This is a genomic window from Phycicoccus sp. Root101, assembly GCF_001426245.1.
Taxonomy (GTDB): domain Bacteria; phylum Actinomycetota; class Actinomycetes; order Actinomycetales; family Dermatophilaceae; genus Pedococcus.
Genome location: NZ_LMCM01000005.1, coordinates 332,877 through 345,417 on the forward strand (window position 1 = coordinate 332,877; position 12,541 = coordinate 345,417).

Annotated in this window: 8 protein-coding genes; 4 read left to right on the plus strand and 4 right to left on the minus strand. The window is 73.3% G+C overall.

The annotated features are described in order from the left end of the window. The first annotated feature begins 92 nt into the window (after window positions 1-92). Window positions 93-2,477 carry a SpoIID/LytB domain-containing protein gene (locus ASC58_RS06320; protein ID WP_056918704.1) on the plus strand — a complete coding sequence of 795 codons (2,385 nt, stop codon included), beginning with the start codon at window positions 93-95 and terminating at the stop codon, window positions 2,475-2,477. 110 nt (window positions 2,478-2,587) lie between these two features. On the opposite strand, the gene ASC58_RS06325 is transcribed toward ASC58_RS06320, so the two are convergent. Beyond that, window positions 2,588-3,226, minus strand: coding sequence for a CoA transferase subunit B (locus tag ASC58_RS06325; protein WP_056918705.1), 639 nt, complete (start codon window positions 3,224-3,226; stop codon window positions 2,588-2,590). 1 nt (window position 3,227) lies between these two features. After that, window positions 3,228-4,040, minus strand: a complete 813-nt coding sequence (locus ASC58_RS06330) for a CoA transferase subunit A (protein ID WP_056916846.1) — start codon at window positions 4,038-4,040, stop codon at window positions 3,228-3,230. 510 nt (window positions 4,041-4,550) lie between these two features. Here ASC58_RS06330 and ASC58_RS06335 point away from each other — a divergent pair. Then, window positions 4,551-6,140, plus strand: a complete 1,590-nt coding sequence (locus ASC58_RS06335) for a peptidoglycan-binding protein (RefSeq protein WP_056916847.1) — start codon at window positions 4,551-4,553, stop codon at window positions 6,138-6,140. A 33-nt stretch (window positions 6,141-6,173) separates the two neighbouring features. On the opposite strand, the gene ASC58_RS06340 is transcribed toward ASC58_RS06335, so the two are convergent. Further along, window positions 6,174-6,893 carry a TIGR03089 family protein gene (locus ASC58_RS06340; RefSeq protein WP_056918706.1) on the minus strand — a complete coding sequence of 240 codons (720 nt, stop codon included), beginning with the start codon at window positions 6,891-6,893 and terminating at the stop codon, window positions 6,174-6,176. 46 nt (window positions 6,894-6,939) lie between these two features. Between ASC58_RS06340 and ASC58_RS06345 the strand changes: the two genes are divergently transcribed. Further along, window positions 6,940-8,082: an acyltransferase gene (locus tag ASC58_RS06345; protein ID WP_056918707.1), complete on the plus strand. Its 1,143-nt coding sequence runs from the start codon at window positions 6,940-6,942 to the stop codon at window positions 8,080-8,082. 68 nt (window positions 8,083-8,150) lie between these two features. After that, on the plus strand, window positions 8,151-10,268 hold the full coding sequence (locus tag ASC58_RS06350; RefSeq protein ID WP_056918708.1) for a hypothetical protein: 2,118 nt from the start codon (window positions 8,151-8,153) through the stop codon (window positions 10,266-10,268). 82 nt (window positions 10,269-10,350) lie between these two features. Here ASC58_RS06350 and ASC58_RS06355 read toward each other — a convergent pair whose 3' ends face one another. Next, window positions 10,351-12,510 carry a cell wall-binding repeat-containing protein gene (locus ASC58_RS06355; RefSeq protein ID WP_056918709.1) on the minus strand — a complete coding sequence of 720 codons (2,160 nt, stop codon included), beginning with the start codon at window positions 12,508-12,510 and terminating at the stop codon, window positions 10,351-10,353. Window positions 12,511-12,541: the final 31 nt, after the last annotated feature.

Genomic DNA, 12,541 nt, shown 5'->3' on the forward strand with positions numbered 1-12,541 from the left:
CGGCGACCGATGTGTGACTGTGGGGGCTGGTGCCCGATTCGTCGGGCTGCCCACCCCCCTTCGCAGACTCTGAGAGTGAGAGGACACCTCCCGTGTTCCGAACGACGCGACGGCGTGCCGTCCGCTTCCTCGCCACCACGGCCGTCGGTGCCGTGGCCCTCGGCCTGGCCGTGCCCACGGGCGCCGCTGCCGCGGGGAACGCCCCGGACCCGCAGTGGGGTGCCAACCAGCCGCGGCCGACGTTCACGGAGAGCCCGACCGACGGGAACCCCGACGGACCCGCGCCCGACGCGTCCGCGCCGACCGTCTCCGGTGCCGAGGCCTCGGCCGCCGTCGCCCAGGACGAGCGTCGCGCTGCGACGGCCAGGTCCTCCGCAGCGGCCGCCTCCTCATGGGTGCTGCGCGGCGCCGGCTGGGGCCACGGGATCGGCATGAGCCAGTACGGCGCGTTCGAGATGGCCAGGGCGGGCTACACGGCCCCCCAGATCCTCAAGCACTACTACACGGGCACCACGTACGACGCCGTCAGCGACAGCCAGACCCTGGACGTCAACATCCTCAACCAGGTGTCAGGGTCGAGCACCGTGACCGCTGTCCCGTCGCTCGTGGCGGCCGGCAACGGCGGCGGTGCGTTCACCGTCACGGTCGCAGGGGACTCCCGGACCATCACCGGTGCGCTGGGCGACGCCGTGTCGTTCAGTCGGGTCGGCGACACCATCAAGGCGAGCTGCTCGTCCTGCACCGGGGTGTCCTCCCTGGCCGGCACGACCGCCATCCTGCGGTGGGACAGCCTCCCCGGCATGAACGACAAGACGCTGATGAAGATCGGCGGCACGCTCTACCGCGACGGCACCGTCCGGATGAAGCCCTACGGCACCAGCAGCTGGAACGTCGTGAACCGGGTCCGGCTGCACGACGAGTACCTCGACTACATCGCCGAGAGCCCGTGGTCGTGGAACCTCGAGGCCCTCAAGGCCCAGGCCGCCGCGGCTCGCGGCTACGCCCTCAGCAAGTACCAGGCGCTGGGCGGCACCGTGCGCGCATCCTGCGACTGCCACCTCTACGACACGACGGCGGACCAGGTCTACGCCGGCTACTCGACCGTGCTCGGCAACGGCAACCAGCCGTACTGGGCCAACTGGCGCAACGCCGTCCGCGCCGCGGGCACGTCTGCGACCGGCTACGTGGCCCGCTCCAAGGGGACGATCATCCAGGCGTTCTTCTCCTCGTCCTCGGGCGGTCGCACCGAGAACAACGAGGACGTCTGGGGCGGCACGCCCCTGCCGTACCTGCGCGGCGTGTCCGACCCGTGGAGCCTCAAGGACAGCAACCCCGCACGGGCGTGGCGCCAGGTGGCCAGCGCCCCGTCGCTCGCCCGCGTGTTCGGCCTGTCCGACGTCGCGCGCCTCGACCTGTCCGACCGCACCGCCAACGGCGGGGTGCGCACGGCGACCGCCACGTCGACGGCCGGCACCGTGCGCACCGTCACCGGTGACCAGCTGCGTTCGGTGGTGGCCTCCGGTACCCCGTTCTCGGGCCAGGTCAACTCGACGATGATCCGCCACCTCACGACCCGCCTCTCGGGGGCGGACCGCTACGCCTCCGCTGCTGCCGTCGCGGCACGCACCACGTCGTCGGCCGGCGCCGTCGTCGTGGCGGCCGGTGACGGCCTGCTCGTCGACGCCTCGGTCTCCGGGCCGCTCGCGGCCACGGTCGGCGGACCGCTCCTGCTCACGCAGCAGTCCAAGCTCCCCGCCGCGACGATCGCGGAGCTGAACCGCCGCGGCAGCGCGGTGAAGACGGCCTACGTCGTCGGCGGTGCCGGCGTGGTGTCGGACGCGGTCGCCGCGCAGCTGAGGAGCCGCGGGCTGACCGTGACCCGGCTCGGTGGCTCGAACCGGTTCGAGACCTCCGCCGTCGTCGCCAAGGCCATCAAGGCCAGGCGGGCCACCCCGACCGTCGTCGTCGCCGGTGGCGAGGGACTGCCGGACGCGCTCGGCGTCTCCGGCCCGGCCTCCGCCCTGCGCGAGCCGATCCTGCTCACGCCGGCAGGCGGCCTGAGCTCGTACACGTGGTCGGCCCTCTCCGCCCTCAAGCCCACCTCGGCGCGCGTCGTCGGCGGCAGTGCCGTGGTGGCCACCGGGGTCGAGGACCAGCTGCGCCGTGCCGGCGTCACCACCGTCACACGCCTCGGCGGCACGGACCGGTATGCCGTCTCGGCTGCGGTCGCGTCCTTCTACCGTTCGCGGGTGCCGGTCCAGTCCGAGATCGTCCTCACGTCGGGGCGCAACGAGTCGCTCGTCGACTCGCTCGTCGCCGGAACGCTGCAGCGGGTCATCGCCCTCACCCCGGGGTCCTCCCTCGGTGACGACGCCCTCGCCACCCTGCAGACCAGCTCGCAGCTCGAGACCCTGACAGCGGTCGGCGGCACGGCCGTGGTCTCGGCCGCGACCCTCACGACGGCTGCCAACAGCTGACCCGACGACCCGACCCCTTCTCCCCGCGAGTTTGAAGCGGCACCGACGTCCTGACGTCGGTGCCGCTTCAAACTCGGCGCGCGGGAGGTCGCGGTCGCCCGGTTCCGGCCTCAGGTGAGGTCGGTGGTGAACTTCGGCTCGGTCTTCTCGCGGACCTCGTCCTCGGTCACGCCCTCGGCGAGCTCGCGCAGGACCAGGCCGTCGGCGGTGACGTCGAAGACGCACAGGTCGGTGATGATCCGCTGGACGACACCGCGACCGGTGTAGGGCAGGGAGCACTCCTCGACGATCTTGTAGGAGCCGTCCTTGGCGTTGTGCTCCATCAGGACGATGACCTTCTTGGCCCCGTGGACCAGGTCCATCGCGCCACCCATGCCCTTGACCATCTTGCCGGGGATCATCCAGTTGGCGATGTCTCCCTTGGCCGAGACCTGCATCGCGCCGAGGATCGCCGCGTCGACCTTGCCACCACGGATCATGCCGAAGCTCGTCGCCGAGTCGAAGAACGAGGCGCCGCGCCGCAGCGTGACGGTCTCCTTGCCGGCGTTGATGAGGTCGGCGTCCTCCTCACCCTCGAACGGGTACGCGCCGACGCCCAGGATGCCGTTCTCGGACTGCAGCACGATCTCGACGTCGTCGGGCACGTAGTTGGGGACCAGCGTCGGCAGCCCGATGCCGAGGTTGACGTACGAGCCGTCGGACAGCTCCTGGGCGGCGCGGGCCGCCATCTGCTCACGGGTCAGTGCCATCTCAGGCCTCCTGGCTCTCGGTGTGGCCGTCGGTCGGGCCCTCGGTGCGGGGCCGGGTCGTCCGGCGCTCGATCCTCTTCTCGGCGGCCTGCTCCGCGGTCAGCGGCAGCACGCGGTGGACGTAGATGCCGGGCAGGTGGACCTGGTCGGGGTCGAGCTCGCCGGGCTCGACCAGCTCCTCGACCTCGGCGACGGTGACGCGCCCGGCCATGGCGGCCAGCGGGTTGAAGTTGCGCGAGCTCTTGCGGAACACGAGGTTGCCGTGGCGGTCGCCCTTCCACGCCCGGACCAGGCCGAAGTCGGCCACGATCGCCCGCTCGAGGATGAACTCCTTGTCCTCACCGTCGACCTCGAAGACCTTGCTCTCCTTGGGAGGTGAGGCCTTGGCGACGGTGCCGTCCGCGGCATACAGCCAGGGGAGGCCACCCTCGGCGACCTGGGTGCCGGCACCGGTCACGGTGTAGAACGCCGGGATGCCGGAGCCGCCGGCGCGCAGCCGCTCGGCGAGCGTGCCCTGCGGCGTCAGCTCGACCTCGAGCTCGCCGCTCAGGTACTGGCGGGCGAACTCCTTGTTCTCCCCGACGTACGAGGAGACCATGCGGCGGATCCGCTTGTCCTTGAGCAGGATCCCGAGTCCCCACTCGTCCACGCCACAGTTGTTGGAGATGGCCTCGAGGTCGCTCACCCCCGTGTGGTGGATCGCGTCGATGAGCACGCTCGGGACCCCGCAGAGCCCGAAACCACCCACCGACAGGGAGGAGCCGTCGACGATTCCGTCGATGGCCTCGGCTGCGGAGGAGACGACTTTGTCCATGGCGGCGACTCTAGTCGGCGGCTCCCGCCGCCCGTGCGTGGTCCCTACCCACCGTTCCGCCCACCCTGCGTATGCCGCGCACATGCCCGGGGTGTGGGGCGGGGCAGCGGGTCGCTGGGGACCCGACGAGGGAGCGGGGCACGGGGGTGGTCCGTAGGGCCGTGGCGGGTATGGCTGCGGGTCCCACGGCCGCGTGGGCGCACCGGAGCGAAGCGGAGGTGCGGATGGTGGGCCCGAGGACCACCCCCGTGTGCCGCGACCGATCAGCCGAGCGCCGACCGGGCCGCGCCGAGCGGGCCACGTCGTGCGGGCCATGTCGGACCTGGCGCCATCGGCTGGACGGGGGAGGGGATCGAGAACTCCACGGTTGTAGTTCGGGGGAAGCGGTTGTGACGCGTGTGAACTGGTGGGACAAATGTCTCGCCTGCCCCGGGCGTGATGACCCGGGACCGGCACCGTCGACTCGTCCGCGCCCCGTGACCCGGGGTGCCATCCCCCCTGGAGCGTCCCGTGTCGCGTGCTGTCCGTGCCCTCGGTGTGCTGAGCATCCCCGTCCTCACCGTCCCCCTCGCCATGGCGGACGCGCAGGCGGCGAGCGTGCCCAAGCCGCCGAGCAAGGCGTTGCCGTCGGCGCTCGACCTGGCCTCGCCCTACCAGGCGCAGCGACTGTGCGACCCGGTGGCCAAGCCCGGGGTCGTGGCGTTCGCGACGCTGTTCTCGAGCCACTACGGGCTCGGCAGCGCGTCGTACGGGATCATCCGCAACTGCAACAGCGGCCTGACGGAGCACTCCGAGGGACGTGCGTGGGACTGGATGCTCAGCGTCAACAAGCCCAACGAGAAGGCCGTGGCCGACTCGGTGACCGCGTGGCTGTCGGCGCCGGACGCCCAGGGGCGACCGGGTGCCATGGCCCGGCGGTTCGGGATCATGTACATCATCTGGAACCACAAGATGTGGCGCGCCTACGACCCCGGCCGCGGCTGGGCGACCTACACCGGGCCCGTCCCGCACACCGACCACATCCATTTCTCGTTCTCGTGGGACGGCGCGTACGGCCACACGTCCTGGTGGACCGGCAAGGCCATCACCACGATCGACCCCGGTCCGGGGTCGGCGCCTGCGCCTGCTCCTGCTCCGGCGCCGACGTCGTACCCCGTGCTGGCCAAGGGGTCGACCGGACCCGACGTCGCCCTCGCGCAGAAGGTCGTCGGCGCGACGCCCGACGGTCAGTTCGGCCCGAAGACCGAGGCGGCGGTGCGGAGCTGGCAGGGCAGCCACGGCGTCGCCGTCACCGGGGTGATGGACGCGCCCACCTGGGCGAAGATGGTGGCCCTCAAGCTGGTCCCCGCCCGGGGCGCGGCACCGAGCACGCCGACGCCGACGCCGACCCCCGCGAAGCCAGCCCCGGCCGACCCGCTGGCGCAGTACGCCGCCACGACGATCAGCAAGGGCGCCACCGGACCGGCCGTCGTGGCGCTCCAGAAGGCCCTCCACGTCACCGCGGACGGCCAGTTCGGCCCGAAGACCGAGGCGGCGGTCAAGGCGTTCCAGACCCGCCGCAACCTCACGGCCAACGGCGTCGTCGGACCGCCCACCTGGAAGGCGCTCATGGGCGGGACCGCGACCACGTCGACGCCGTCGCGCTCGGCACCGGCGCGCACCGCCACGCCATACACGGCCCTGATGTCGACGGTGCTGCGCACCGGCTCGCGCGGGGACGCCGTCAAGGTCCTCCAGCGCGCGCTCGGCGGCCTCGCCGTGGACGGAGCATACGGTGCACGGACGGCCTCCGCGGTGTCGGCGTTCCAGAGGTCCCACCACCTCGGTGACACCGGTGTCACGGACTCGAAGGTCTGGAAGGCGCTGGAGGCGCGCGACTACCCGTTGCGCGGCTACTACTCGACCGTCGTGAAGAAGGGCTCGAAGGGTGCGGCCGTCGTCGCGCTGCAGAAGGCGCTGCACGTCGGCGCCGACGGCGACTTCGGTCCGCAGACCGAGGCCGCGGTCAAGGCCCTGCAGGGGCGCGCCAAGCTCGCGCGCACCGGCGTGGTCGCGACGGTGACGTGGAAGGCGGTCGAGGCGGAGCTCCGCAAGCGCTGAGCCGGACACCTCCGGGCTCGGGGTGCGAGCTCCCTACTCCTGCAGCGTGATTCCCTCTGTGGCGACCCGATGGGAGCGTGCCTCGTCGTCGAGCTCGCCGCGGGTCAGGACCACCGAGCCGTCCGCGGCCCACGCGGACAGCGCGGCCGTGAGGACGCGGCCGAGGTCACCCCCCGAGAGGTGGACGCGCACACCCCGCTCCCAGCCGCGGTCCTCCACGACCGCGCCGTATGCCGCCTCGGCACCTGCCGAGCGCAGCGCGGGGGCGTCCTCATCGGGCTCGTCCCACGCGGTGAACTGGTCGCCGTACGTGGACAGCTCGCGTGCCTCGTCCATCGCGGTCGCGTCGGGGGAGGCGTCCGGCGACCGGCGCGCGAGGGCGGCCAGGGTCACGAGCACCGCTGCACCCGGTGCATCCTCGGCAGCCGCGGGGTCGTCGGTGACCAGGAGGTCCGCGTCGTCGCCGTCGTCCCCGCCCACGACCACGGTGGCGCCGACCGACCACGCCGCCATCGCCCAGTAGATGGACCGCCAGTGCGGTGGCAGGTCCAGGCGCACGGTCGCCCCGGGGCCGAGGTCGAACTCGTCCTGCAAGGCGTTCGCCGCCTTGTTGACCCAGTTGGCCAGCACCTTGCCGCTGAGCTCGATGCGTTCGCCGCGGGTGGGGCCCGGGGTGTCCTCGTAGAAGGTGATGCGCGGTCTGGCGGGGTCGCTGCGCAGCACGGAGGCCAGGACGCTCGAGGGGGTGGGCATGCCCCCAACCTAGGGGCCGGGGCGCCCGCTGCGACATGCTGGTCCCATGGACGCGCCCCCGACGCCCAGCCCTGCCGGCACGCCCGTCGACGGCCTCTCGCTGCTCGCCTACACGAGCTGGCTGCGCGTCATCGCGATCGTCGGGGTGGTCTGCATCCACGTCGCCGGACTCACGTACGTCAACCCCGACCTCGAGGGTTCGGCAGCCTGGTGGCTGGCGGCCGCCCTCGACTTCGGCGCCAAGTGGGCGGTCCCGGTCTTCGTCATGGTCAGCGGTGCCGTCATCCTGCGACCGCCGGCGGACCCGTCGGCCCGACGGTTCTACCGCCGCCGCCTGGGGCGCCTCGGCATCCCGCTCGTCTTCTGGCACGTGGTCTACGTCGTCCTCGTCGTGACGGTGGTCGACCCGGAGGTCGAGGCCCCGGCGGTCGTCGCGAACGTCCTTGCAGGAGAGGCCTACACGGCCCTCTACTTCTTCTGGCTCATCCTCGGCCTGTATGCCGTCGTCCCCCTCCTCTGGCCGGTCGTCCGGGCCTGGAGCCCCCGACAGCTCACGGTCGCCGGTGCCGGCCTGGTCGCCGTCCCGGCGCTCGACGCAGCGCTGCGCGGAGTCATCGCCCTCCTCGAGGACCGACCCGTCGACGACGCATCACCCACGCTGGTGACCCAGTTCGTGCCCTACGTCGGGTTCCTGCTCCTCGGCCACGCCCTCGGGCCGGTGGTGCTGCGCGGTCGGGCCCTCGTCCTCACCGCGCTCGGGACGGCCGCCCTCTGCGCAGAGCTGGTCCTGCAGGCTGCCGTGGTCGGTGACCCGGGGTCCGACGTGGGGACGCCGACCGGTGCCGGGGCGGTCCTCGCCGCCGTCTCACCGCTCACCTACCAGGGCGCCGTCCTGGCCCTCGCTGCCGTCGGGGTGTTCGTCGTCGTCCGCAGCGTGGCCCACCCGTCGTCGGCCCTCGCTGCCCCCGCGCTCGCGCGGCGGATGCGGCGGCTGGGCGACCTCACGTTCGGGGTGTTCGCGTGCCACCTGCTCGTCCTCGCCGCCGTGGTCCGGCTGCCGGGCGTCGACCTCGTCGACGGCGCCGAGTCGGTGCCGGGTGTCGTGGCGCTGGTCGGCGTGGTCGTCGTCCTGGCGTTCGCGGTGACCGCGGTCCTCGCCCGGCTCCCCGGGCTGCGCCGCGTCGTCTGACGGCCGTTCCGAGACCGTGGGGTGGGGCGTCGGCGGGACGGGCCCCGTGGGCACTAGCGTGGTGCGGTGTGAGCAGCCGCGCGCCCCGCAGCTACCCGTACACCCCTGATGTCGGCGACCTCCCGCTGCTGCGCGGTGAGGCGTGGAGCGGCTGGGTCGTCACCCGGACCGTCGTGGGGGCCGCGCTGTGGCTCGTCCTCGGCGCCCTCGCGTCGGCGGTCCTGGCCCTCGTCGGCCTGTGGCAGCCGTGGGTCGCCCTGCCGGTCCTGGCCGTCCTGGGCGCAGTGGCCTCCCGGCTCGCCGGTCGGGTGCCGGTCCGCCCGCTCCCCGTGTGGTCGGCGATCGCCCTGGTCCTGCTCGCGGTCGGGTCGACCGTGTGGGCGGGCACCACGCACTCCGAACAGGTCCTGCCCCGCCGGGACTCCGGCTCCTACCTGCAGTCGGCCATCGAGCTCGCGAGCGGCCACACCCGGCCGATCAGCATCTCGGCCGACTCCGTGGGTGGTCCGGACGTGCTGGCCATCGACGGGGTCACCCTCGCCAGCCCGGCCTTCTTCGCCACCGGGACGCCCCAGGACCCCACGATCCAGCCGCAGTTCCCGCCCGGCACCGCGGCCTGGTACTCGGTGGCCTGGTGGGTCGGGGGAGCCGCGGCGACGTTCTGGGCCCCTGCCGTCCTGTGGGGCCTGGCGGTCCTGTCGATCGGCCTGCTCGGGTCGCTGCTCACCGGGCCCCGGTGGGGTCCGCTCGCCGCGCTCGGCACCGCCCTGGTCTTCCCGCTCGTCCACGTCGCCCGCTCGACCTACTCCGAACCCGTCGCGCTGCCGGTCCTCGCCGCCGGGCTGGTCGCCCTCGTCATGGCCGCCCGCCACGCGACCGTGGCCCAGGAGGTCGGAGCCAGGGCCGGAGCGCTCGCGGCCGGCATCCTGCTCGGTGGTGCCATCGTCATCCGGGTCGACGCGCTGCGTGAGGTGATCCTCGTCGTCCCGGTGGTGGCGCTGGCCCTCGTGCAACGGCGGGCCCACGCCAAGATCCTCGGTGTCACCACCGGTGTCTCGGCGGCCGTGGCGCTCGGCCTGACCTGGCTCACGTCGAGCGAGTACCTCGGCAGCATCGCCGGCTCGCTCCTTCCGCTCGCGGCCCTCGGGGTCGTGGTCCTCGTCGCCTCCGCGGTCGTCGTCGCCGGTGCCCGCCGGGGCTGGTCGCTCGGGACGCTGGTCCGGGCGTGGCTGCCCCGACTGCTGGCCAGCGGCTTCGTCCTCCTCGGGGTGTTCCTCGCCTCCCGGCCGCTCTGGCAGGTCGTGCGGCAGTCCGCGGCGGACTCCGGCGCCCGCGTCGTCGCCGGGCTGCAGTCCCGCCAGGGCCTACCTGTCGACGGCGGCCGCACGTACGACGAGCAGTCCCTCGTGTGGATGGCCTGGTGGGTCGGGCCCGTGGCCCTCGTCCTGGCCCTGGTCGCGGTCGCGGTGCTCGCCCACCGCGCGGCGTCGGCGTGGGTCGACGGCCGTGACCTCCCGGCGTGGGTGGGGCCGGGCGTCGTCGCGGTCGGCTCGACCCTCCTCACCCTCTACCGGCCGGGCATCACGCCTGACCACCCGTGGGCCGACCGCCGCCTCGTCATCGCGCTGCCCACCGTCGTGATCCTCGTCGCCGCCTGTGCGGCCGTGGCCTCCCGGTGGTCGACGAGGCGCCTGCCGTATGCCGTGAACGTCGCCGTGAGCATCGCGGCCGCCGCAGCGCTCCTCGTCCCCACGGCCCTGGCGACCAGGCCGCACCTCGACGAGCGCGTCGAGCGCGGCGAGCTCGCTGCCGTCGACTCGGTCTGCGGACAGCTGCGTGCCGGCGACGTGGTGCTCATGGCCGATGCGCGGGCGGCGAACGAGTGGCCGCAGGTGGTGCGCGGCTACTGCGGGGTCGCCGCGCTGTCGACCACGACGGCCCTGCGCCAGGACCCGGCGCGCATGGCACGGGCGGTCACGCAGATCACCAAGGCGGTGGACGCCCGAGGCGGCAGGCTCGTGCTGCTCGCCGCCGACTCGACCAAGGCCCTGACCGACCTCGGGCTGGACACGGCCGTGGTGGGGGCGGACACGACGGTGCAGGAGGACGCGCGCCTGCTCGAACGACGACCCGACGGGCTCGTCCCCCTGCCGGTCCAGGTCTGGCTCGGCACGCCGAAACCGTAGCTCTCGCAACGGGGGCCGCGCTCACGACATACGAAGGGGCCCGGTGGTCGATGCCACCGGGCCCCTTCGTGGTGCACGGTCGTCAGCGCTGGTCGGCGCTCCGGAAGGTGGGCGCGGTGTGGCCCGGACGGGCCTCGGTGGCCCGGGCGACCTGGTCGGCGCGGCTGGCGGCCTTCGCGCCGGCGACGGCGGCCGGGACGGCGGCGAGCGGGTTGTCGACGGACGGCACGTCCAGGCCCCACAGGACGGTCTGCGCGCCCGCGTTGGCGCCGACCTGCGTCCGGACGGCGTCGCTGACCACACCGGCGCCGCCGAAGACCGCGACGTCGTCGGTGGCCGGGCGCAGGGCCAGGCTGACCGTGTTGACCGTCGCCGGGACGGCCTTCGGGCTCACCAGCAGCAGGGGCTGGTGGTAGGCGCTCATCGAGGCGCCGCCGGTGACGGCGTCGGGGAACGACATCCCGTTGGCGTAGCCGACACGCGTCGCGGCGGGGAACCACCGCTGGGCGACGAGGGCGCTCGTGGCGAACCGGTCCGTGCCGCTGATCTTCTCGCCGGCCCGCGAACCGAAGGTGCCGACGGCCTTGGCGGCAGCGCCGCCGATGGCGTGGGCCTTCTTGATCGCCGCGCGGCCGTTGACGTAGGTCTTGACGGACGCGGGGGTGGTGCCGCCGTTGGTGAGCAGGACCGGGGCGAAGAACAGGGAGGCCGCCGGACCCGCGGACAGCGCGTCGGGGAAGTTCATGCCGTCGGCGAGGAAGACCGCGTCGCGGGTGAGGAAGCCCTCCGACCCGGCGAAGCCGAGGTCGAGCTCCTTGGCCACCCGCACGCTCGTGGTGAACCGGTCGGTGCCGGAGAGCCGGGAGACGGTGAACCCGTTGGACGCCAGGGTCGTCTGCACGGCCTTCGAGATCACCCCGGTGCCACCGACGATGTAGACGAACCGGTCGGCCTTGGCCGGCATCAGGCGCTTGAGCTCCGCGAGGACGCGCGGGTCGAGCTTGGCCGCGGGGTTGATCAGCAGCGGCGAGTCCGAGGCGCCCGCGAGGGGGCCCGCGACGAGCGCGTCGGGGAACGACTCCGAGCTGGCGATGATGGCGCCGCTCGACCCCTCGGGCCAGCCGTCCTTGCTCACGGCGATGCCGGTGGCGACGCGGTCGGCGCCGCCGAGGCGGGTGGTGCTGGCCGGGACGGTCAGGGGGCGCCACGAGGGGCTCTCGAAGTGCGCGGCGACCGCGGTCCCGGGCAGGTTCGCGCTGTCGACCACGACCGACTCGGCGCCACCGGCGAACGTGTTGCCGGTCTTGTCGACGATCTTCAGGGTGCTCGAGGCGCAGTCCGTGGAGGAGGCGACGAAGGCGAGCGAGCGGCCGCTGGGGGAGAAGGACGGACGGTGTCCGGCGCAGGTCGCGCCGAGCGAGGCCACCTGCACCGGGCCGGCAGCGCCCTCGACGACGTACAGGGCGTCGCCGTCGGCACCGGTGCCGATGAAGGCCAGGGTGCCGTCGTTGCTGACGACCGGGTCGTGGGCGTCGAGGTCGCTGAAGCCGAGCGGGGCCGGGTCGTTCAGCGGGGAGTTCCACATCGCGTTGCCGCTGCGCGGGAAGTCGGCGTCGACGGTGGCGAGGTCGCGCTTGCCCGTGCCGGCGTCCCGCACCGTGACGACGAGGGACAGGCCGTCCGGGGTGGGCGCGCTCACGCCGGGGTCCTCGGTGAGCGACTTGGTGAGGGCCTCGGTGCGGGTGCTGACCAGCCAGGCCGCGCGGTTGGTGAACGTGCTGCCGTTCTGGGTCGTGCTGGTCAGCGAGTCACCGAACGGCGACCACTGCCCGGACGTGGGGCGGCTGACCGCCCGCACGTTCTCGAGGGTGGGGTCGGACAGGTTGCTGATGTCGAACCCACCGGACGGCACGCGGGCGAGCAGGTCGCCACCGGGCGCCCAGGCCAGGTCCTTGGCTGCGTACATCGTGGAGTACTGCACCGGGCTCCCGTCGCGCTTGAAGCTCATCGCCTGCGTCGAGGACGGGTCGTCGTTGTTGATCCGCGCGACGGTGATCTCGCCGTCGGCGTCGGTCGTCGGGATCCACTCCACGTTGTAGAGGGACGGGTCCCAGCCCTGGCCGGGTGCTGCCGAGGCCGGCGCCGCGGCACCCAGGGCGGCGGCGGTGGCGAGCAGGGCGGTGCCGACGCCGAAGGCCACCGTGCGGCGGGCGGAGGCGGGCGAGGAGGTGGGTGTCTTCATGCGCTGGATCTTTTCCCCTGGGAGCGAAGTG

What these genes read in the sequence shown, in the direction of transcription:
- ASC58_RS06325 (WP_056918705.1), bottom strand. Translation starts at nt 3,226, where the DNA reads ATGGCACTGACCCGTGAGCAGATGGCGGCCCGCGCCGCCCAGGAGCTG.
- ASC58_RS06330 (WP_056916846.1), bottom strand. Translation starts at nt 4,040, where the DNA reads ATGGACAAAGTCGTCTCCTCCGCAGCCGAGGCCATCGACGGAATCGTC.
- ASC58_RS06355 (WP_056918709.1), bottom strand. Translation starts at nt 12,510, where the DNA reads ATGAAGACACCCACCTCCTCGCCCGCCTCCGCCCGCCGCACGGTGGCC.
- ASC58_RS06345 (WP_056918707.1), top strand. Translation starts at nt 6,940, where the DNA reads ATGGACGCGCCCCCGACGCCCAGCCCTGCCGGCACGCCCGTCGACGGC.
- ASC58_RS06340 (WP_056918706.1), bottom strand. Translation starts at nt 6,893, where the DNA reads ATGCCCACCCCCTCGAGCGTCCTGGCCTCCGTGCTGCGCAGCGACCCC.